This window comes from Pseudomonas sp. MOIL14HWK12:I1 (assembly GCF_000510705.1).
Classification (GTDB): domain Bacteria; phylum Pseudomonadota; class Gammaproteobacteria; order Pseudomonadales; family Pseudomonadaceae; genus Chryseomonas; species Chryseomonas oryzihabitans.
The window spans coordinates 127,972-150,158 of the sequence record NZ_KI783309.1; the positions used below are offsets into that span (position 1 = coordinate 127,972).

Annotated in this window: 16 protein-coding genes; all 16 read left to right on the plus strand. The window is 65.8% G+C overall.

Translation table 11 applies throughout. The annotated features are described in order from the left end of the window. The first annotated feature begins 54 nt into the window (after window positions 1-54). The 16 genes from PSEK12I1_RS0121710 (at window position 55) to ptsP (ending at window position 22,180) form a co-directional block, all read left to right on the plus strand. Window positions 55-1,119, plus strand: a complete 1,065-nt coding sequence (locus PSEK12I1_RS0121710; protein WP_027598915.1) for a pilus assembly protein PilM — start codon at window positions 55-57, stop codon at window positions 1,117-1,119. Beyond that, window positions 1,120-1,710, plus strand: a complete 591-nt coding sequence (locus tag PSEK12I1_RS0121715) for a PilN domain-containing protein (RefSeq protein WP_007161623.1) — start codon at window positions 1,120-1,122, stop codon at window positions 1,708-1,710. Continuing rightward, a complete protein-coding gene (pilO, locus tag PSEK12I1_RS0121720) occupies window positions 1,707-2,360 on the plus strand; it encodes a type 4a pilus biogenesis protein PilO (protein ID WP_027602906.1) in 654 nt (217 codons plus the stop codon). The genes PSEK12I1_RS0121715 and pilO overlap by 4 nt, the downstream gene beginning before the upstream one ends. Next, on the plus strand, window positions 2,357-2,875 hold the full coding sequence (locus PSEK12I1_RS0121725) for a pilus assembly protein PilP (RefSeq protein WP_027602907.1): 519 nt from the start codon (window positions 2,357-2,359) through the stop codon (window positions 2,873-2,875). Before pilO ends, PSEK12I1_RS0121725 begins: the two co-directional genes overlap by 4 nt. After that, a complete protein-coding gene (gene pilQ, locus PSEK12I1_RS0121730) occupies window positions 2,876-5,125 on the plus strand; it encodes a type IV pilus secretin PilQ (protein ID WP_081737460.1) in 2,250 nt (749 codons plus the stop codon). It begins immediately after the preceding gene. A 5-nt stretch (window positions 5,126-5,130) separates the two neighbouring features. Next, window positions 5,131-5,649: a shikimate kinase AroK gene (gene aroK, locus PSEK12I1_RS0121735; protein WP_007161627.1), complete on the plus strand. Its 519-nt coding sequence runs from the start codon at window positions 5,131-5,133 to the stop codon at window positions 5,647-5,649. A gap of 52 nt (window positions 5,650-5,701) precedes the next feature. Further along, entirely contained in the window at window positions 5,702-6,796 is a 1,095-nt protein-coding gene (aroB, locus tag PSEK12I1_RS0121740; RefSeq protein WP_007161628.1) for a 3-dehydroquinate synthase, read from the plus strand. 18 nt (window positions 6,797-6,814) lie between these two features. Continuing rightward, complete coding sequence (locus PSEK12I1_RS0121745; protein ID WP_027602909.1) at window positions 6,815-8,413, plus strand: AAA family ATPase; 1,599 nt, start codon at window positions 6,815-6,817, stop codon at window positions 8,411-8,413. Window positions 8,414-8,629: 216 nt separating this feature from the next. Further along, entirely contained in the window at window positions 8,630-13,078 is a 4,449-nt protein-coding gene (gltB, locus tag PSEK12I1_RS0121750) for a glutamate synthase large subunit (protein WP_027602910.1), read from the plus strand. Between the two features lie 91 nt (window positions 13,079-13,169). Beyond that, complete coding sequence (locus PSEK12I1_RS0121755; RefSeq protein WP_027598906.1) at window positions 13,170-14,588, plus strand: FAD-dependent oxidoreductase; 1,419 nt, start codon at window positions 13,170-13,172, stop codon at window positions 14,586-14,588. Between the two features lie 190 nt (window positions 14,589-14,778). After that, window positions 14,779-15,219 carry a cyanase gene (gene cynS / locus PSEK12I1_RS0121760; RefSeq protein WP_027598905.1) on the plus strand — a complete coding sequence of 147 codons (441 nt, stop codon included), beginning with the start codon at window positions 14,779-14,781 and terminating at the stop codon, window positions 15,217-15,219. 96 nt (window positions 15,220-15,315) lie between these two features. Continuing rightward, window positions 15,316-16,383 (plus strand): uroporphyrinogen decarboxylase, encoded by a 1,068-nt coding sequence (gene hemE / locus PSEK12I1_RS0121765; protein ID WP_027602911.1) that lies wholly within the window; start codon window positions 15,316-15,318, stop codon window positions 16,381-16,383. A 92-nt stretch (window positions 16,384-16,475) separates the two neighbouring features. Continuing rightward, window positions 16,476-17,489 carry an Ldh family oxidoreductase gene (locus tag PSEK12I1_RS0121770; RefSeq protein ID WP_027602912.1) on the plus strand — a complete coding sequence of 338 codons (1,014 nt, stop codon included), beginning with the start codon at window positions 16,476-16,478 and terminating at the stop codon, window positions 17,487-17,489. 111 nt (window positions 17,490-17,600) lie between these two features. Next, window positions 17,601-19,124: an MFS transporter gene (locus PSEK12I1_RS0121775; protein ID WP_027602913.1), complete on the plus strand. Its 1,524-nt coding sequence runs from the start codon at window positions 17,601-17,603 to the stop codon at window positions 19,122-19,124. 191 nt (window positions 19,125-19,315) lie between these two features. Further along, window positions 19,316-19,789, plus strand: coding sequence for an RNA pyrophosphohydrolase (locus tag PSEK12I1_RS0121780; protein ID WP_007161635.1), 474 nt, complete (start codon window positions 19,316-19,318; stop codon window positions 19,787-19,789). A gap of 111 nt (window positions 19,790-19,900) precedes the next feature. Continuing rightward, the gene (ptsP, locus tag PSEK12I1_RS0121785; RefSeq protein WP_007161636.1) at window positions 19,901-22,180 is read left to right on the plus strand and encodes a phosphoenolpyruvate--protein phosphotransferase; all 2,280 of its coding nucleotides are present in this window, start codon (window positions 19,901-19,903) and stop codon (window positions 22,178-22,180) included. Window positions 22,181-22,187 lie beyond the last annotated feature (7 nt).

Genomic DNA, 22,187 nt, shown 5'->3' on the forward strand with positions numbered 1-22,187 from the left:
TCTGTTATCTAATGCCCGTCCGCGGAAGACCACCGTCGCTCATAGGGAACTGATGTGCTAGGGCTATTCAGAAAGAAGGCGAATACGCTGCTGGGTATCGACGTCAGTTCGACATCCGTGAAACTCATCGAGTTGAGCCGTGCAGGCGGGCGCTATCGGGTGGAGGCCTATGCGGTCGAACCCCTGCCGGCCAATGCCGTGGTCGAGAAGAACATCGCCGAACTCGAAGGCGTGGGCCTGGCCATCGGCCGGGTGCTGGTCAAGGCGCGCACCTCCGCGCGCAGCGCTGCCGTGGCCGTCTCCGGCTCGGCGGTGATCGCCAAGACCATCGAGATGGACGCCGGTCTGACCGACGACGAGCTGGAAAACCAGATCAAGCTGGAAGCCGACCAGTACATTCCCTATCCGCTGGACGAGGTCGCCATCGATTTCGAGGTGCAGGGGCCGTCGCCGCGCAACGCCGAGCGCGTCGAGGTGCTGCTGGCCGCCTGCCGGAAGGAAAACGTCGAGGTCCGCGAAGCGGCCCTGGCGCTGGCCGGCGTCTCGGCCAAGGTGGTCGACGTCGAGGCCTATGCCCTGGAGCGCGCCTACCAGTTGCTGGCCAATCAGCTCGGTGGCCACGTCGACGACCTGACCGTGGCGGTGGTCGACATCGGCGCCACCATGACCACCCTGAGCGTGCTGCACAACGGCAAGACCATCTACACCCGCGAACAGCTGTTTGGCGGTCGCCAGCTCACCGAAGAGATCCAGCGTCGCTATGGCCTGTCGGTGGAAGAGGCCGGTCTGGCCAAGAAGCAGGGCGGGCTGCCGGACGACTACCAGAGTGAGGTGCTGACGCCCTTCCGCGAGGCGGTGGTGCAACAGGTGGCGCGTTCGCTGCAGTTCTTTTTCGCCGCCGGGCAATACAATGATGTGGACTACATCTTGCTTGCTGGAGGAACCGCGTCAATTTCCGGACTCGACCGTTTGATCCAGCAGAAAATCGGCACCCCCACGGTCCTGGCCAATCCCTTCGCCGACATGACCGTCAGCAACAAGGTCAACGCGGCGGCCCTGGCGGGTGACGCCCCGGCGCTGATGATCGCCTGCGGCCTGGCCATGAGGAGTTTCGACTAGATGGCCCGCATCAACCTCTTGCCCTGGCGGGAGCAGCTGCGCGAAGAAAGGCGCAAGCAGTTCCTGGTGATCCTGGGTGGCATCTTCGTGCTCTCCTGTGGCGCCGTGTTTCTCGGCGACCAGTACCTGTCCGGCGAGATCGCCCGCCAGGAGGCGCGCAATGCCTTCATCCAGCAGAACATTGCCCAGCTGGATGTGCGCATCAAGGAGATCAGCGAACTCAAGACCCGTCGTCAGCAACTGCTGGCGCGGATGAAGATCATCCAAGACCTGCAGGGCAACCGCCCGGTCATCGGCCATGTCTTCGATCAACTGGTGCGGACGCTGCCGGACGGCGTCTACTTCCGCGAGCTGAAGATGCAGGGTGACACCCTGTCGATCAGCGGCGAGGCGGAATCCAACAACCGGGTCTCCAACCTGATGCGTAACCTGGATGCCTCGGACTGGTTCGCCTCGCCTACGCTGATCGAGGTGAAGGCCACCACCGCGGGTGCGGTGGACCAGGCCAATACCTTCCAGCTCACCGTCAAGCAGACCCAGCCCGGCGCCCCTGCGACACCGGCCCCGCTCGCCCAGGGAGGCAAACCATGAGTCTCGCCGATTCCCTGGCCAGCCTGCGCAAGGTCGACATCAACGAGCTCAGCCTGGAGAACCTCGGTTCCTGGCCCAAGCCGGTCAAGGTCATCGCCTGCCTGCTGATCGTGCTGGTGGTGCTGCTGCTCGGTTATCAATTCCACCTCAGCGACATGCAGGCCCAGCTGGACAGCCAGCGCAACCAGGAAGAGACCCTCAAGCAGCAATACGCCAGCAAGGCCTTCCAGGCGGCCAATCTGGATGCCTACAAGCAGCAGATGGTGGAGATGGAGGAGTCCTTCGGTGCCCTGCTGCGGCAACTGCCCGGCGATACCGAGGTGCCGGCGCTGCTGGAAGACATCACCCGCACCGGTCTTGGCAGTGGCCTGGAGTTCGAGCAGATCAAGCTGCTGCCCGAGGTCACCCAGCAGTTCTATGTCGAGTTGCCGATCCAGATCACCGTGGTGGGCAGCTATCATGACTTGGCGACTTTCGTCAGCAGCGTGTCCAGCCTGCCGCGCATCGTCACCCTGCACGACTTCGACCTCAAGCCGGTGGACGACAGAAACGCCAATGGCGGCGGCACGGTCTCTGGAGGCGGCGGCAAGTTGCGCATGAATGTCCTGGCCAAGACCTATCGCTACAACGACAAGGGGCTCGGCAAATGAGGACGCCCCTGTTGTTATGCCTGCTGACCGGCGTGCTGGTCGGCTGCGGTTCCAGCGATACCAGCGATCTGCAGGCCTTCATGGACGAAACCCGCGCCAAGCCGCGTGGTTCCATCGAGCCGCTGCCGCAGTTTCGCGCCTACGAACCCTTCACCTATGCGGCTTCGGCCCTGCGCAGCCCCTTCCAGGCACCGGTACGCATCGATCCCACGGTGCGCCAGCGCGGAACCGGCAACATCAAGCCGGACGTGAATCGGCCCAAGCAGTTTCTCGAAGGCTTCAACATCGAGACCTTCAGCATGGTCGGCATCCTGGCCAATGCCAGTGGCCGCTATGCGCTGGTCAACGGCGCCGGGGGCGTGCATCGCGTCAAGGTGGGCGACTACCTGGGACGCAATGACGGGCGCATCACCAAGATTACCGATGGCGAGATCGACGTGATCGAAATCGTCCCGGATGGCGAGGGTGGCTGGCTGGAACGGCCGCGCACCATCACCTTGAAGGAAAAGACTTAAATGGGCGGGGCGAGCACTGTGAACACTACTATCGCGGGACGACTGGGGCTGGGCCTGGCCCTGCTGCTGAGCAGCCTGGCCTGCCAGGCTCTGGCAGCCGATCTGCAGGCCTTGAACGTCGCCTCCCTGCCCGGGGATCGCATCGAACTCAAGCTGACCTTCGATCAGCCGGTGCCGGTGCCCAAGGGCTACACCATCGAGCAGCCGGCGCGCATCGCCCTGGACCTGCCCGGCGTCGCCAACAAGCTCGGTACCAAGAGCCGTGAGCTGGGCAATGGCAATGCCCGCAGCGTGACGGTGGTCGAGGCGGGCAACCGCACCCGCCTGATCATCAACCTCACCAATCTGGCCAGCTACGACACCCGGGCCGACGGTCGCAACCTGTTCGTCACCATCGGGGGCACCGCCGGTCGCCAGACGGCCAGCGCCCAGGCCAACCTGACGCCCAACCTGCCGCGCGCCGCTGCGCCGACCACCGTGACCGCGCCGTCGTCCGCTCCCTTGCCCGGCGCGATCGCCCGCACGCCGCTGCCGCCGACCCAGGCCACCTCTACCGTGGCGGCCATGACCGCGCCGCGGCCGCAATTGCGCGGCAAGGCGATCCGCCATATCGATTTCCAGCGTGGGCCCCAGGGCGAGGGCAACGTGGTCATCGACCTGAGCGAGACCGGCATCAATCCGGACATCCAGGAGCAGGGCGGCAAGATTCGCCTGACCTTTGCCGGTACCCAGCTGCCCGAAGAGCTGCGGGTACGGCTGGACGTCAAGGACTTCGCTACCCCCGTGCAGTTCGTCAACGCCTCCGCTGACAGCGGCGGGGCGTCCATCGTCATCGAGCCGACCGGTACCTACGACTACCTGGCCTACCAGACCAACAACCGTCTGACCCTGAGCGTCAAGCCGCTCACCACCGAGGAAAAGGAAAAGCGCGCAGCCGATCGCTTCACCTATACCGGCGAGAAGCTGTCGCTGAACTTCCAGGACATCGATGTCCGCTCGGTGCTGCAGCTGATCGCCGACTTCACCAATCTCAACCTGGTGGCGAGCGACACCGTGCAGGGCAACATTACCCTGCGCCTGCAGAACGTGCCCTGGGACCAGGCGCTGGATCTGATCCTCAAGACCAAGGGGCTGGACAAGCGCCAGATCGGCAACGTGCTGCTGGTGGCCCCGGCCGACGAGATCGCCGCCCGCGAACGTCAGGAGCTGGAGTCCCAGAAGCAGATCCAGCAACTGGCCCCCTTGCGTCGCGACCTGATCCAGGTCAACTACGCCAAGGCCGCCGACATCGCCAAGCTGTTCCAGTCGGTGACCAGTGCCGACAAGACCGCCGACGAGCGCGGCTCCATCTCGGTGGACGAGCGCACCAACAGCATCATCGCCTACCAGACCCAGAATCGCCTGGACGAACTCCGCCGCATCGTCTCCCAGCTGGACATCCCGGTGCGCCAGGTGATGATCGAGGCGCGGCTGGTGGAGGCCAACGTCGACTACAGCAAGCAGCTGGGCGTGCGCTGGGGCGGTAATAGCAGCCACGGCAATTTCTCGGTCTATGGCAAGGACGGCGCGACGACCGTGGACAGCACCACCGGTCAGGTCTACCTGCCGGGGAGCAGCACGGTCGGCAACTTCACCTCCGCCAGTGGCGTGGCGCCCACGCCCTTCGTTGACATGGGCGTTTCCGGCAGCACCTCGGGTATCGGCATCGGCTTCATGGCCGGTGGCCAGATGCTCGACCTGCAGCTGTCCGCCCTGCAGTCCAGCGGCAATGGCGAGATCATCTCCCAGCCCAAGGTGGTGACCTCGGACAAGGAGACCGCCAAGATCCTGCGCGGTACCGAGATCCCCTACCAGGAGGCCAGTTCCAGCGGTGCCACCAGCACCAGCTTCAAGCAGGCCGCCCTGTCGCTGGAGGTCACGCCGCAGATCACCCCGGACAACCGCATCATCATGGAGGTCAAGGTCAACAAGGATGCCCCTGACTACCAGAACGCCCTCAACGGCGTGCCGCCGATCAGCAAGAACGAGGTCAATGCCAAGGTACTGGTGAGCGATGGCGAGACCATCGTACTGGGCGGGGTGTTCTCCAACACCCAGACCAAGTCCACCACCAAGGTGCCGATGCTGGGCGACATTCCCTATGTCGGCCGACTGTTCCGCCGGGATTCGGTCACCGACAGCAAAGTCGAGCTGCTGATCTTCCTCACGCCGCGTATCATGAACAACCAGGCGATAGCGGTTGGTCGATGACATAAGTGCGTAATCTGTTTCTCGTAGGACCGATGGGCTCGGGCAAGAGCACCATCGGCCGGCTCCTGGCGAAGGAATTGCGGCTGCCGTTCAAGGATTCCGACAAGGTAATCGAAGAACGTACCGGTGCCGACATCCCCTGGATCTTCGATGTGGAAGGCGAGCAGGGCTTTCGCGAGCGCGAACGCGCCGCGATCGCCGAGCTGTGTGCGGAAAACGGCCTGGTGATGGCCACCGGCGGTGGCGCCGTGCTGCGCGAGGACAATCGCCAGGCGCTCAAGCGCGGTGGGCGGGTCATCTATCTGCATGCCTCCATCGAGCAGCAGATCGAGCGCACCTCCCGCGATCGCAATCGCCCGCTCCTGCAGACCGCCGATCCCGCGGCGGTGCTGCGCACTCTCATGGCCATGCGCGATCCGCTGTACCGCGAAATCGCCGACATCATCATCGAGACCGACGAGCGGCCGCCACGGCTGGTCGTGCTGCAGATACTCGACCGTCTGAAAGCCCTGGCACCGCATTAAAGCCGCAGGCGTTCTGCGCTATGCTAGGCGCCCTTTGAATCAAGGTGACGGCATGCGGACTCTTCACGTCGAGCTCGGTGAGCGCAGCTACCCGATCTACATCGGCCAGGGCCTTCTGGATCAGCCGGAATGCTTCCTGCCCCATCTCGCCGGGCGCAAGGTGGCGATCGTCACCAACGAAACCATCGCGCCGCTCTATCTGGAGCGCCTGCTGCGCACCCTGGGCGATCGCCAGGTCAGCTCGATCGTGCTGCCCGATGGCGAGGCGCACAAGAACTGGGAAACCCTGCAGCTGATCTTCGACGGTCTGCTGCAGGATCGTCATGATCGCAAGACCACCCTCATCGCCCTCGGTGGCGGGGTGGTCGGCGACATGGGCGGGTTCGCCGCGGCCTGCTATCAGCGCGGGGTGGACTTCATCCAGGTGCCGACCACGCTGCTGTCCCAGGTCGATTCCTCGGTGGGCGGCAAGACCGGCATCAACCACCCGCTGGGCAAGAACATGATCGGCGCCTTCTACCAGCCCAAGGCCGTGGTCATCGACACCGCCAGCCTGGCGACCCTGCCGGCGCGCGAACTGTCGGCGGGTCTGGCCGAGGTCATCAAGTACGGCCTGATCTGCGATGAGCCCTTCCTCGGCTGGCTCGAGGAGCATGTCGAGGCGCTCTTGGCGCTGGACCAGCAGGCCCTCACCGAAGCCATCGAGCGTTCCTGCGCGGCCAAGGCCCAGGTGGTCGGCAGCGACGAGCGCGAGTCGGGCCTGCGGGCGATCCTCAACCTGGGGCATACCTTCGGCCACGCCATCGAGACCCACCAGGGCTATGGCGTCTGGCTGCACGGCGAAGCGGTTTCCGCCGGCATGGTCATGGCGCTGCAGATGTCCCTGCTGCTGGGTTGGCTCACGGCCGCCCAGCGCGACCGCGCCCTGCGCCTGCTGGTCCGGGCCGGGCTTCCCGTGGTACCGCCGGCCGACATGCAGCCGGCCGATTTCGAACGCCTCATGGCGGTGGACAAGAAGGTCCTGGATGGACAACTCCGGCTGGTACTGCTCAGTGACCTGGGCCAGGCCGTGGTGACCGCCGACTTCGCCCGCGACATTCTCGAGCAGACGCTGCGTACCGATTACCAAGCGCTGACCGCCCAGTAAGGAGAACAAGAGAGTCCCATGTCCAATCTGCACGCCGACGAAGCCTTCCTCGGTCACTATCAGTTCACTCACGACCCGTTCGCCGCCCGCGTTCCCGGTTTCAAATTCTTTCCGGCGCAGCGCAAGCCGGTGCTGGGTCAGTTGCATCACCTGGCCCGCTACAGCCAGTTGTTGCTGGTGGTCAGCGGTCCCGAGGGCAGCGGCAAGACGCTGCTGCGCCAGGCGCTGGCGGCCAGCACCAAGAAGGAAGCCGTGCACTGCGTGGTGATTTCCGCGCAGAACGGCGGCGACGCCCGTACCGTGCTGGCCCAGGTCGCCAAGGGCGTGGGCGCCGACAGCCAGACGCCGGCGGCCATTCTCGCGCAGGCGGCGGAAGTGCGCCTGGCGGGGCAGGAGGTCTACATCCTGGTGGATGACGCCGAGGCGCTGGCCACCCCCGCCCTGGAAGCCCTGCTGGAACTGGCCGGTGGCGGCGAAAAGGAGCGTCTGCACGTCTTCCTGTTCGGCGAGGCGGAAGTGGTGATGCGCCTGGAGGACATCGCCCAGGGCGAAGAGCGCTATCACGCCATCGAATTGCTGCCCTACAGCGAAAGCGAGGCCGAGGAGTATCTCGCCCAGCGCCTGGAAGGTGCCGGTCAGGGGCTGGAGATCTTTACCGACGAGCAACTCGCGACCATTCACCAGCGCTCCGGTGGCTGGCCCCGTCGGCTCAACGAAGAAGCCCGGGATGTCCTGGTGGCCGGCATGACTGCCCGGCGCAAGAAGGCCGCCGCTCCGGCGAAGGGCTCGCGCAATCTGCTGGCGGCGCTGCCGCGCAAGCATCTGGTCATTCTCGGGGTGGTGGTGCTGGCAGTCGGCGCTGCGGCGCTGTCGCTCAAGGGCGGCAAGAGCGAAACCCAGGCGACCGGCACGGCCGGGCAGGACCTGCCCATGGGCGGCCAGAACACCGCGTCCGCCGGCAAGGACGCCCAGGGGGCGCCCATCCAGTTCGATGGCTCTTCCAAGCCGCTACCCCTGCCGCTGGTGGGCGAGTCGCAGCCGGTCATCCGCGAACCCCTGGCGGAAGCGGCTGGTGGGCGTCAGGCTGGTACCGCTGCCGGCAACGACATGGGTGCGGGTGGCGTACCGCCCACCGTGACCACCGACGCCCCGCCCATCAGTGACGAGGACGAACTGCCCAGCCGGACGCCGGCACGCACGCCGGCGCCCAGCGCGCCGGCAGTGGCCGCTCCGGCGCCCCGGCATACCGCACCTGCGCCGACCCCCGCGCCGGCACCGGCCAAGCCGGCCCCGGCTGCTGCCCCTGCGCACGCCGGTGGCACTGCGGCGGGCTGGTACGGCAGTCAGGCGGGCAGCAAGTACGCCTTGCAGGTGGTGGGCACCAGCACCGAAAAGGCGGCGCAGGACTTCATCGCCGCCCAGGCCGACAGTGGCAACTTCCGCTATTTCAAGAAGAGCTACCAGGGCAAGGCGCTCTATGTGGTGACCTACGGCAACTTCGCCAATCGGGCGGCGGCCGAGGCGGCGGTCAAGCAGCTGCCGGCCAAGGTACAGGCCAGCAAGCCCTGGCCGCGGACCTTCGCCAGCATCCAGCAGGACATCGCCACCAGTCGCTGATTCTTGCCTGGCACGAAAAGAAAGCCCCGGTGCTATCACGAGAGTGACGCCGGGGCTTTCTGTTTTGCGTCATCGAATTTTCATCAGGTGTCATCAGTGTTTGTCGTAAGCGATTTTTTCGCTACACTGGTCAGCCTTTGACTGTCCGAAAAAAGTTCAAATAAGCGGACCGTTTTGTGATGCCTTCGCAATAACCTGATTGCCGGTGAGAGCGCTATGAAAGCAGGCCTGTTCAATCCCGATAGCTTCAAGGACAACTGCGGCTTCGGCCTGATCGCCCATATGCAGGGCGAGCCCAGCCACGACCTGCTGGAAACGGCCATCGAAGCCCTGACCTGCATGACCCACCGGGGCGGTATCAACGCGGACGGCAAGACCGGTGACGGTTGCGGTCTGCTCATGCAGAAGCCGGACGCCTTCCTGCGCGCCATCGCCCAGGAGCAATTCGGCGCCGAGTTGCCCGAGCAGTACGCCGCGGGCGTGGTGTTCTTCAACCAGGACGAGGCCCGCGCCGAACAGGCCCGCGCCAACATGAACCTGGAGATCGAGGCCGCCGGCCTGACCCTGGTCGGCTGGCGCAAGGTGCCCATCGACACCTCGGTGCTGGGCGAACTGGCCCTGGCCCGCCTGCCGCGCATCGAGCAGGTATTCGTCGCCGGTCCCGGTCTCGACGACCAGCAGTTCGGGGTCAAGCTGTTCTCCGCGCGCCGCCGTTCCTCGGTGCGCAATGCCGAGGACGCCGAGCACTACATCTGCAGCCTGTCGTCGCGGGTCATCGTCTACAAGGGCCTGATGATGCCGGCGGATCTCGCCGCCTTCTATCCGGACCTCGGCGATCCGCGCCTGGCGACCGCCATCTGTGTGTTCCACCAGCGCTTTTCCACCAACACCCTGCCGAAGTGGCCGCTGGCGCAGCCCTTCCGCTACCTCGCCCACAACGGCGAGATCAATACCATCACCGGCAACCGCAACTGGGCCCAGGCGCGGCGGACCAAGTTCGTCAACGAACTGATCCCCGACCTCGACCAGCTCGGTCCGCTGGTCAACCGCGTCGGCTCCGATTCCTCCAGCATGGACAACATGCTGGAGCTGCTGGTGACCGGCGGCATGGACCTGTTCCGCGCCGTGCGCATGATCATTCCGCCGGCCTGGCAGAACGTCGAGACCATGGACGCCGATCTGCGTGCATTCTATGAATTCAACTCCATGCACATGGAGCCTTGGGACGGTCCGGCCGGCGTGGTGCTGACCGAAGGCCGCTACGCGGTCTGCCTGCTCGACCGCAACGGCCTGCGCCCGGCGCGCTGGGTGACCACCAAGAACGGCTACATCACCCTGGCTTCTGAAGTCGGCGTCTGGAACTACCAGCCCGACGACGTCATCGCCAAGGGCCGGGTCGGCCCGGGCCAGATCCTTGCCGTGGACACCGAGACCGGCGAGGTGCTGCAGACCGACGACATCGACAATCGCCTCAAGGCGCGCCATCCCTACAAGCAGTGGCTGCGCAAGAACGCCATGCGTATCCAGGCGACCCTGGACGACAACGATCACGGTTCGGCCTTCTACGACCAGGATCAGCTGCGCCAGTACATGAAGATGTTCCAGGTCACCTTCGAGGAGCGTGACCAGGTCTTGCGCCCGCTGGGCGAGCAGGGCCAGGAAGCCGTGGGCTCGATGGGCGACGACACGCCCATGGCGGTGCTGTCGCGGCGCATCCGTTCGCCCTACGACTATTTCCGCCAGCAATTCGCCCAGGTCACCAACCCGCCGATCGACCCGCTGCGCGAGTCCATCGTCATGTCCCTTGAGACCTGCCTGGGCGCCGAGCGCAACGTCTTCGAGGAAACCGCCGAGCACGCCGATCGCGCCATCCTGAGCAGCCCGGTGGTCTCGCCGGCCAAGTGGCGGACCATTCTCAACATGCCCAAGCCCGGCTTCGAGCATGTCAAGATCGACCTCAACTACCCCGAGTCCATGGGCCTCGAGGCGGCGCTGCGCAACATCGTCGAGCAGGCCGAGGAGGCCGTGCGCGCCGGCAAGGTGCTGCTGGTGCTGACCGACCGCCATATCGAGCCGGGCAAGCTGCCGGTGCATGCGGTGCTGGCCACCGGCGCGGTGCACCACCACCTGGTCAACCTGGGCCTGCGCACCAGCAGCAACATCCTGGTGGAGACCGCTACCGCCCGCGATCCGCACCACTTCGCCGTGCTGCTGGGCTTTGGCGCCACCGCGGTCTATCCGTTCCTGGCCTACGAGGTGCTGGGCGACCTGATCCGCACCGGCGAGGTGCTGGGCGATCTCTACGAGGTGTTCAAGTACTACCGCAAGGGCATCACCAAGGGCCTGCTCAAGGTGATCTCCAAGATGGGCATCTCCACCGTCGCCTCCTATCGCGGCGCCCAGCTGTTCGAGGCCGTGGGGCTGGCGGACGAGGTCACCGACCTCTGCTTCCCCGGCGTCACCAGCCGCATCAAGGGTGCGCGCTTCGTCGACCTGGAAGCCGAGCAGAAGCTGCTGGCCGGCGAAGCCTGGAACAACCGCAAGCCGATCCAGCCGGGTGGCCTGCTCAAGTTCGTCTATGGCGGCGAGTACCACGCGTACAACCCGGACGTGGTCAATCTGCTGCAGGCCGCCGTGCAACAGGGCGACTACGCCAAGTTCCGCGAATACACCGCGCTGGTGGACCAGCGTCCGGTGGCCATGATCCGCGACCTGCTCAAGGTCAAGACCAGCGACCAGCCCCTGGCCCTGGAAGAGGTCGAGCCGCTGGCCAACATCTTCACTCGCTTCGACGCCGCCGGCATCTCCTTGGGCGCTCTGTCGCCGGAGGCCCACGAGGCCCTGGCCGAGGCCATGAACCGCCTGGGCGGGCGCTCCAACTCCGGCGAGGGTGGCGAGGATCCGGCGCGCTACGGCACCATCAAGAGCTCCAAGATCAAGCAGGTGGCCACCGGCCGCTTCGGCGTCACCCCCGAGTACCTGGTCAACGCCGAGGTCTTGCAGATCAAGGTGGCGCAGGGCGCCAAGCCGGGCGAGGGCGGCCAGCTGCCGGGCGGCAAGGTCAACGGCCTGATCGCCAAGCTGCGCTATGCGGTGCCCGGCGTGACCCTGATCTCGCCGCCGCCGCACCACGACATCTATTCCATCGAAGACCTGTCGCAGCTGATCTTCGACCTCAAGCAGGTCAATCCCAAGGCGCTGGTGTCGGTCAAGCTGGTCTCCGAGCCCGGGGTGGGTACGGTGGCCGCCGGTGTGGCCAAGGCCTATGCCGACCTCATCACCATCTCCGGCTACGACGGCGGTACCGGCGCTTCGCCGGTGACCTCCATCAAGTACGCCGGCTCGCCCTGGGAGCTGGGCCTGGCCGAGGCGCACCAGACGTTGCGCGGCAACGATCTGCGCGGCAAGGTGCGGGTGCAGACCGACGGCGGCCTGAAGACCGGTCTGGACGTGATCAAGGCGGCCATCCTCGGCGCCGAGAGCTTCGGCTTCGGCACCGCGCCGATGATCGCCCTGGGCTGCAAGTACCTGCGTATCTGCCACCTGAACAACTGCGCTACTGGCGTCGCCACCCAAAACGACCGGCTGCGCAAGGAACACTTCATCGGCACGGTGGAGATGGTGATGAATTTCTTCACCTTCATCGCCGAGGAAACCCGCGAGTGGCTGGCCAGGCTGGGCGTGCGCAGCCTGGGCGAGCTGATCGGCCGTACCGACCTGCTGGAAATCCTGCCGGGCGAGACCGCCAAGCAGCAGCACCTGGATCTCACCCCGCTGCTGGGGAGCGATCACATTCCGGCCGAGAAGCCGCAATACTGCCAGGTGGAAAAGAACCCGCCGTTCGACCAGGGCCTGCTGGCCGAGGAAATGGTGCGCCTGTCGCTGCCAGGGATCGAAAAGCTCGAAGGCGGTGAGTTCAGCCTGAGCATCGGCAACTGCGACCGCTCCATCGGCGCCCGGGTCTCCGGCGAGATCGCCCGACGCCACGGCAACCAGGGCATGGTCAAGGCGCCGCTGACCTTCCGCTTCAAGGGCACCGCCGGCCAGAGCTTCGGCGTCTGGAACGCCGGCGGCCTGCATCTGTATCTGGAAGGCGACGCCAACGACTACGTGGGCAAGGGCATGACCGGCGGCAAGCTGGTCATCACCCCGCCGCAGGGCGCGGGCTTCAAGAGCCAGGAATCGGCCATCATCGGCAACACCTGCCTCTATGGCGCCACCGGTGGCAAGCTGTTCGCCGCCGGCACCGCCGGTGAGCGCTTCGGGGTGCGCAACTCCGGGGCCCACACCGTGGTGGAAGGCACCGGCGACCACTGCTGCGAATACATGACCGGCGGCTTCGTCTGCGTCCTGGGCAAGACCGGCTACAACTTCGGCTCGGGCATGACCGGCGGCTTCGCCTATGTGCTGGACCTGGACAACGGCTTCTATGACCGGGTCAACCACGAGCTGGTGGAAATCCAGCGCATCAACAGCGAAGCCATGGAAGCCTATCGCAGCCACCTGGAAGGGGTGCTGGCCGAATACGTGCGCGAGACCGGCAGTGCCTGGGGCAGCCATCTCCATGAAAACCTGGACGACTACCTGCGCAAGTTCTGGCTGGTGAAGCCCAAGGCCGCAAGCCTTGCGTCGCTGCTGGTCAGCACCCGCGCCCGTCCGGAATAACGACTTCGATGCCGGCTCCCCAGGGCGCCGGTTTCACCGTGATAGCTCGTGGCGCCCGGCAGAAAAGGGCGTCGCTTCAAGAGGTTTGGAAATGGCTGAACGTCTGAACAACGACTTCCAGTTCATCGAGGTCGGTCGCAAGGATCCGAAAAAGAAGCTGCTGCGCCAGCGCAAGAAGGAATTCGTCGAGATCCACGATCCCTTCAAGCCGCAGCAGGCTGCCGAGCAGGCGCACCGCTGCCTGGGTTGCGGCAACCCCTATTGCGAATGGAAGTGCCCGGTGCACAACTTCATTCCCAACTGGCTCAAGCTGGTATCCGAAGGCAACATCCTGGCGGCGGCGGAGCTGTCGCACCAGACCAACACCCTGCCCGAGGTCTGTGGCCGGGTCTGCCCGCAGGATCGCCTCTGCGAGGGTGCCTGTACCCTCAACGACGGTTTCGGCGCGGTGACCATCGGTTCGGTGGAGAAGTACATCACCGACACCGCCTTCGCCATGGGCTGGCGCCCGGACATGTCCAAGGTCAAGCCGACCGGCAAGCGCGTCGCCGTCATCGGTGCCGGTCCGGCCGGCCTGGGTTGTGCCGACATCCTGGTGCGCAACGGCGTGACCCCGGTGGTGTTCGACAAGCACCCCGAGATCGGCGGCCTGCTGACCTTCGGCATTCCCGAGTTCAAGCTGGAAAAGACCGTGCTCAGCCGTCGTCGCGAGGTCTTCGGCGGGATGGGCGTGGAATTCCGCCTCAACACCGAGGTGGGCAAGGACGTGACCATGGACCAGCTGCTCGAGGAATTCGATGCGGTCTTCCTGGGCATGGGTACCTACACCTACATGAAGGGCGGCTTCCCCGGCGAAGACCTGCCCGGCGTGCACGATGCCCTGGATTTCCTGGTGGCCAACGTCAATCGCAACCTGGGCTTCGAAAAGGATGCGGCCGACTTCGTCGACATGAAGGGCAAGCGCGTGGTGGTCCTGGGGGGTGGTGACACCGCCATGGACTGCAACCGCACCTCCATTCGCCAGGGCGCCAAGAGCGTGACCTGCGCCTACCGCCGCGACGCCGCCAACATGCCGGGCTCGCGCAAGGAAGTGAAGAACGCCAAGGAAGAGGGCGTGAAGTTCCTCTTCAACCGCCAGCCCATCGCCATCATCGGCGAAGACCGGGTGGAAGGCGTCAAGGTGGTGGAGACCCGCCTGGGCGAGCCCGATGCCCGCGGTCGTCGCAGTCCCGAGCCGATCCCCGGTTCCGAGGAGATCCTGCCGGCCGATGCGGTGGTCATCGCCTTCGGTTTCCGGCCGAGCCCGGCGCCCTGGTTCGAGCAATTCGGCATCGACCTCGACAGCCAGGGCCGCGTGGTCGCGCCGGGGCTGCACGAGTTCAAGCACCAGACCAGCAACCCGAAGATCTTTGCTGGTGGCGACATGGTGCGCGGCTCCGACCTGGTGGTGACCGCCATCTTCGAAGGTCGCAACGCCGCCGAGGGCATCCTCGACTACCTGGGCGTCTAAGCCACTGCGGGTGGACAAGAGCCGACCGGCGCCAAGCCGGTCGGCTTTTTTCTTGGGCGCCATGCGGTGACAGGGCTGCTTTCTGGTGCAGCGGGAGGCGGGCAGGGCGCTGCGGAGACCTTGCCAGAGCGCTTTCTGCGTCTGGCACAGGGTCTGCAAAGATCCCGGTTCTCTCCTGCGAGGTACTGCCATGAACAAGCCCGAAATGACCGCCGCCATTCTCGCCGCCAAGCAGCGCCTGGGCCTGAGCTGGGCGGCGATCGCCGCCAGCCTGGAAATGTCGCCGGTCTGGACCACCTCTGCCTGCCTGGGCATGAACAGCATGGCGCCGGCGGTGGCGGAACGCCTGTGCCAGGTGCTGGAATTGCCGAGCGAGGTGTCCCTGGCGCTGCAAGCCTGTCCGCACAAGCAGTGGGACAAGGCCGTGCCCACCGATCCGCTGATCTATCGTTTCTACGAGATGATCAATGTCTACGGCGATACCATCAAAACCCTGATCCATGAAGAGTTCGGCGACGGCATCATGAGTGCCATCGACTTCAGCATGGACATCTCGCGGGTGGCCGATCCCAAGGGCGACCGGGTGCAGATCGTGCTCAACGGCAAGTTCCTGCCCTACAAGAGCTGGTAAGCCGATCGGTGCGATAGACAAAAGGCACGCCCCGGTGCCGTGCCTTTTGCCAGCCGCTTTGCGACAATGCCGGCACTTTTGCTGCCGGATGTCGCCATGACTGCCCTGAAGAACGACCGTTTCCTGCGTGCCCTGCTCAAGCAGCCGGTGGATGTCACCCCGGTGTGGATGATGCGCCAGGCCGGACGCTATCTGCCCGAGTACCGCGCCAGCCGGGCGCGTGCCGGGGACTTCATGAGTCTGTGCAAGAACCCGCAATTCGCCTGCGAGGTGACCCTGCAGCCGCTGGAGCGCTATCCGCTGGATGCCGCCATCCTCTTTTCCGACATCCTCACCATCCCCGACGCCATGGGGCAGGGCCTCTACTTCGAGACCGGCGAGGGTCCGCGCTTTCGCAAGGTGATCGACACCCCGGCCGACATCGAGGCGCTGCCGATACCCGATGCCGAATCCGACCTGGGCTACGTCATGGACGCCGTGCGCACCATCCGCACGGCGCTGGACGGGCGGGTACCCCTGATCGGCTTTTCCGGCAGCCCCTGGACCCTGGCCACCTACATGATCGAAGGCGGCTCCAGCAAGGATTTCCGCAAGGCCAAGGCCATGCTCTACGACACCCCCGAGGCCCTGCACCTGCTGCTGGACAAGCTGGCCCAGGCGGTCACCGCCTACCTCAACGGCCAGATCCGCGCCGGTGCCCAGGCGGTGCAGATCTTCGATACCTGGGGAGGCAACCTGTCCGCCGCGGCCTACCAGGAATTTTCCCTGGCCTACATGCGCAAGATCGTCGCCGGGCTGATCCGCGAGCATGAAGGACGCCGGGTGCCGGTGATCCTCTTCACCAAGAATGGCGGTCTCTGGCTGGAAAGCCTGGCCGACAGCGGCGCCGAGGCCCTGGGTCTGGACTGGACCTGCGACATGGGTGAAGCCCGTCGGCGGGTCGGCAGCAAGGTCGCCCTGCAGGGCAACATGGACCCCAGCGTGCTCTACGCCAAGCCGGCGGCCATCCGCGCCGAGGTGGGGCGCATCCTGGAAAGCTATGGCCAGGGCAGCGGCCACGTCTTCAACCTCGGCCACGGCATCACCCCCGAGGTGGATCCGGCCCATGCCGGTGCCTTCATCGAAGCCGTGCACGAGTTGTCGGGGCGCTATCACCAGGGCTGACTGTGCCGGGATCGGCACGACCGATCCCAAGTCGAGCGAGCGGGTCGTGGCCGGTTGCGGCATAGTCGGGGTTTTCCCAACGGAGCGCCGCCATGGCCCAGATGACCCCGGAAGACCTGCAGCACCTGGCCGAAGAGGTGCTCGCGGCCCAAGGTTTCAGTCAGCCGCAGGGCGCGGCCATCGCCGCCATGATGGTCGCCGGCCAGCGTGACGACTGCGCCTCCCACGGCATCTATCGGCTGCTGGGTATCGTCAAGACGCTCAAGGCCGGCAAGGTGGTGCCCGATGCCGAGCCGACGGTAGAGGACGTGGCTCCGGCCATCGTCCGGGTCGATGCGGGTGGCGGCTTCTCCCCGCTGGCCTTCGAGACGGGGCTGCCCCTGCTCGACGCCAAGGCGCGCAACTGTGGCCTGGCAGCCCTGGCCATCAACAACTGCGTGCACTTCTCGGCGCTCTGGGTGGAGATGGAAGCCCTTACCGCCAGGGGCCTGGTGGCCCTGGCCTGCAATCCGACCCAGGCCTATGTCGCCCCGGCCGGTGGTCGTCGCCCGCTGTTCGGTACCAATCCCCTGGCCTTCGGCTGGCCGCGGCCCGAGGGTCCGCCCTTCGTCTTCGATTTCGCCACCAGCGCCGTGGCCCGCGGCGAAATCGAATTGCATCGTCGCGCAGGCAAGGCCCTGCCCGAGGGCTGGGGAGTGGATGCCGAGGGCGCGCCCAGCAACGATGCCCGCACCGTGCTGGAAGAGGGCGCCATGCTCACCTTTGGCGGTCACAAGGGCTCGGCGCTGTCGGCCATGATCGAATTGCTCGCCGGTCCGCTGATCGGCGATCTCACCAGTCCGGAGTCTTCCGCGGTCGACGCTGGTGCCGGCGGGCTGCCCTATCACGGCGAACTCATCCTGGCCTTCGATCCCCAGCGCTTTCTCGGCGCCGCGGTAGCCGACTACCAGCAGCGCGCCGAGCAGCTGTTCGCCGGCATCGAAGCCCAGGGCGCCCGCCTGCCGTCGCAGCGTCGTTACCAGGCACGAGAACGCAATACCACCCGTGGCTGGTTGGAGGTGCCCGACGAACTCCTGGCCGACGTCCGGGCGCTGCTGCCCGGCTGAGCCAGGACGCGATCCGCATCCCTTCGAAGAGGCTGCGCTAACGCAGTCTCTGAACCCCGCCCCGGACGCAGGGTCCACGACTGGCCCCCTTAGTGCCAGCCTTGGGTCTTCATGTACGCCGACGACACCGATCGCCCCCATCATCGCGGCCTGTTGCTGCTGAGCATCACCCTGATGGTGCTGGTGTACTTTCTCGACAATTTGTCGATCGCCCTGGCCAACCGCTATGTCTATGGCGGCCTGGGTATCGACCAGCGCAGCTACACCCTGGCCACCGCCTGCTACAGCGCCGCGGTCATCGTCACCAGCGCCCCGCACCAGTGGTTCGCCCAGCGCCTGGGCTATCGCAACCTGATCTTCGCCGCCGTCGGCATCCACCTGGTCGGCCAGGTGTGCTGCCTGGTGGCTACCGATCTGCCGACCTTCATCGTCGGGCGGGCGCTGATGGGGGCCGGTGCCGCCACCTTCTTTGCCGGGGCGCGGGTACTGGTGCAGATGTATTTTTCCGGCCCCCAGCTGCCGACCGGGATTCGCGCCTTCGCCTCGGGCGTGCCCCTGGGTGGTGCGCTGGCCTCCTTCACCACCGCGGAGCTGCTGGAAGGTCACCAGTGGCGCGCCATCTTCATGGTGCCGGCGCTGGCCTGCGCGCTGGTGGCCGTCTGCGTCTGGCTGTCGCTGCCGCGGCGCTCCCATCCGCTGCAGAATTCCGGGGCGCCGTCGCTGCTGTCCATGGTGCTGCTGACGGTGGGCAGTCTGCTGCTGACCACCACCACCCAGCGCCTGGCCTTCGACTTCTTCAGCGATGGCCTGTGGCTGGCCGTGGAGCTGCTGGTGGGAGCGGCCATCCTCGGACTCTATGTCTACTACGAGCGCGGCCTGGCGCGACCGACCCTGGACTTCAAGCACGCCATCACCCCGGGCTTTCTCGCCGGCATGTTGTTCATGATGCTCAACTACTTCCTGCTCGGCGCCTACAACTTCATCATCCCCCAGTACGTGGTCAACGGCCTGCAACTGCCGGTCTATACCGCCGGGGGCGTCATGGCGCTGGGCTGGCTGTGCGGCCTGGCGCCGCTGCTGATGATCACCTCGGTGCGGCTGCGCGAGCGCTTTCCCTGGGGCGGCTTTCGCAAGTACCTGGTGGCGGGTTACCTGCTGCTGGCCGGCTACGGCTTCTGGATGGTGCGCCAGCATGCCGACGTGCCCCTCTACCAGCAGCTGGTGCCTGGGCTGATGATGCATGGCACCTACCTGATCGGCACCTTCGCGGTGATCATCATGTACACCTTCATGCGCGTCGAGCCGGCCTATTTCAGCCAGGCCTACCAGATCAAGAACATGACCCAGCAACTGGTCATGCCCATGGGCATCGTGCTGTCCAACGTCTTCCTGCAGTGGCGCGACGCCTTCCATGCCTCGGTGCTCAGCGCCGCGGTCAATCCCTATGCCCAGACCTACCAGGCCTATGGCGAGCGTTATCGGCAGGCCACCGGTGCCGACAGCGCCCTGGCGCAGATCTCCAGTCTGGTCACCCGCCAGAGCCAGGTGCTGGGCTATCTCGACTATTTCTGGCTGGTCGGCTGGATCGGTCTGGCACTGGCCCTCTACATGGCCGTGCAACGGCATTTTCGCTAGGGCGCGACGTTTGCCGGCCCTTAAGCCGACGTTCAGCTAGCGACCACCATAATGCGGGCTTTTGCAGGCGGCGGCAGGTGCCGGACGCCTGCGCCGGTCGGCCGCGCCCCAGTCGGTCCGGAGCTTGCATTGCTGGGCTGTCGGGCTTTGTGGAACAATGCGGGCAACGACATTTTTCAAGGGTGGCAGCCGTGATCGACGCTGATGGTTTTCGCCCCAACGTCGGCATCATTCTCGCCAACGATGCCGGCCAGGTACTGTGGGCCCGCCGCATCAATCAGGATGCCTGGCAATTCCCCCAGGGTGGGATAGACGACCGGGAAACGCCCGAAGAGGCGCTGTACCGGGAGCTGAACGAAGAAGTGGGGCTGAGCCCCGATGACGTCCGTATCCTGGCCTGTACCCGGGGCTGGTTGCGCTACCGTCTGCCGCAGCGCATGGTGCGCACCCACAGCCGTCCGCTGTGCATCGGCCAGAAGCAGAAGTGGTTTCTGCTGCGGCTGACCGCGGAAGAGCAGCGGGTGCGGATGGATGTGACCGGCAAGCCGGAATTCGATGGCTGGCGCTGGGTAAGCTACTGGTATCCGCTGGGCCAGGTGGTGACCTTCAAGCGAGAGGTCTATCGGCGGGCGCTCAAGGAGTTGGCACCCCGCTTGCTGGCCTGATTACCGGTTCGGCCGGTGCGAAAGAGGTGAGGAGAAGCTGTGGTCATGCAGGATGAACGACACGTGATGCACGCCGGCGGCTCCGCCGGGCGTCGGCTGCGGAGGCGCTAGATGCTTGCAGTTCTGCGCAAGATCGTCCAGGAGGTCAATGCCGCCAAGGATCTGGGGTCGGCACTGTCCATCATCGTGCAGCGTGTCCGCGCGGCCATGCAGTCGCAGGTCTGCTCCGTCTATCTGCTGGATCCCGACACCAACCGTTTCGTGCTCATGGCCACCGAAGGCCTCAACAAGAGGTCCATCGGCCGGGTCAGCATGGCCCCCAACGAGGGCCTGGTCGGCCTGGTCGGCACCCGCGAAGAGCCGCTCAATCTCGAAGACGCCGCCAGCCACCCGCGCTTTCGCTATTTTGCCGAGACCGGTGAGGAGCGCTATGCGTCTTTCCTCGGTGCACCCATCATCCACCACCGCCGGGTCATGGGCGTGCTGGTGGTGCAGCAGAAGGAACGCCGTCAGTTCGACGAAGGCGAGGAAGCCTTCCTGGTCACCATGAGCGCCCAGCTCGCCGGGGTGATCGCCCATGCCGAGGCCACCGGGACCATCCGTGGTCTGGACCGGCAGGGCCGCGGCATCCAGGAGGCCCGTTTCGTCGGCATCCCCGGTTCGCCCGGGGTCGGCGTCGGCAAGGCGGTGGTGGTCCTGCCGCCCGCCGATCTGGAAGTGGTCCCGGACAAGACCGTGACCGACATCGACGCCGAGCTGCAACTGTTCCGCTCGGCGCTCGAAGGCGTACGGGCGGACATGAAGGCGCTGTCCAAGCGGCTGTCCACCCAGTTGCGCAAGGAAGAGCAGGCGCTGTTCGACGTCTACCTGATGATGCTCGACGACGCCGCCCTGGGCAACGAGGTGACCACCATCATCAAGAGCGGCCAGTGGGCCCAGGGCGCCCTGCGCCAGGTGGTGATGGAGCACGTCCAGCGCTTCGAACTCATGGACGACGCCTATCTGCGCGAGCGCGCCGCCGACGTGCGTGACCTCGGGCGCCGCTTGCTGGCCTATCTGCAGCAGGCCCACCAGGCCTGCCTGATCTACCCGGAAAACACGATTCTGGTCAGCGAGGAGCTCTCGCCGGCCATGCTCGGCGAGGTGCCCGAAGGGCGCCTGGTCGGCCTGATCTCGGTACTCGGCTCGGGCAACTCCCACGTCGCCATCCTGGCCCGCGCCATGGGCGTGCCGACCGTGATGGGCGCGGTGGACCTGCCGTATTCCAAGGTGGACGGCATCGACCTCATCGTCGACGGCTACCACGGCGAGATCTTCACCAATCCGTCGCCGACGCTGATCAAGCAGTATGGCGACGTGGTGGAAGAGGAGCGCCAGCTGACCCAGGGCCTAGACGCCCTGCGCAGCCTGCCCTGCGAGACCCTCGACGGTCACCGCATGCCGCTGTGGGTCAACACCGGCCTGATGGCCGATGTGGCCCGCGCCCAGCAGCGCGGCGCCGAAGGGGTCGGGCTGTATCGCACCGAAGTGCCCTTCATGGTCAATGAGCGCTTTCCCAGCGAGAAGGAACAGCTCTCCATCTATCGCGAGCAGCTGGCCGCCTTCCATCCGGCACCGGTGACCATGCGCACCCTGGACGTCGGTGGCGACAAGGCGCTGTCCTATTTCCCGATCAAGGAAGACAACCCCTTCCTGGGCTGGCGCGGCATCCGCGTCACCCTGGATCATCCGGAAATCTTCCTGGTGCAGACCCGCGCCATGCTCAAGGCCAGCGAAGGCCTGAACAACCTGCGCATCATGCTGCCGATGATTTCCGGCGTGCACGAGGTGGAGGAGTCCCAGCATCTCCTGCACCGCGCCTGGTGCGAGGTGCGGGACGAAGGCGTCGACATTCCCATGCCGCCGGTGGGTGTCATGGTCGAGGTACCCTCGGCGGTCTACCAAGCCCGCGACCTGGCGCGCCAGGTGGACTTCATCTCGGTGGGCTCCAACGACCTGACCCAGTACCTGCTGGCGGTGGATCGCAACAACCCGCGGGTGGCCGATCTCTACGACTACTTCCACCCGGCGGTGCTGCAGGCGCTGCAACAGGTGGTCGATGGCGCCCACGCCGAAGGGGTGCCGGTGAGCATCTGCGGCGAGATGGCCGGGGATCCGGCGGCGGCGGTACTGCTCATGGGCATGGGCTTCGACACCCTGTCGATGAACGCCACCAACCTGCCCAAGGTGAAGTGGCTGCTGCGCCAGGTCACCCTGGAAAAGGCCCGCGAGCTGGTGCAGCAGATGCGCCAGATCGACAACCCCCAGGTCATCCACAGCGCCCTGCATCTGGCCTTGCGCAATCTCGGACTGGGTCGGGTGATCAACCCGGCGGCCAGCGTCCAGAGCTGAGCGTGCC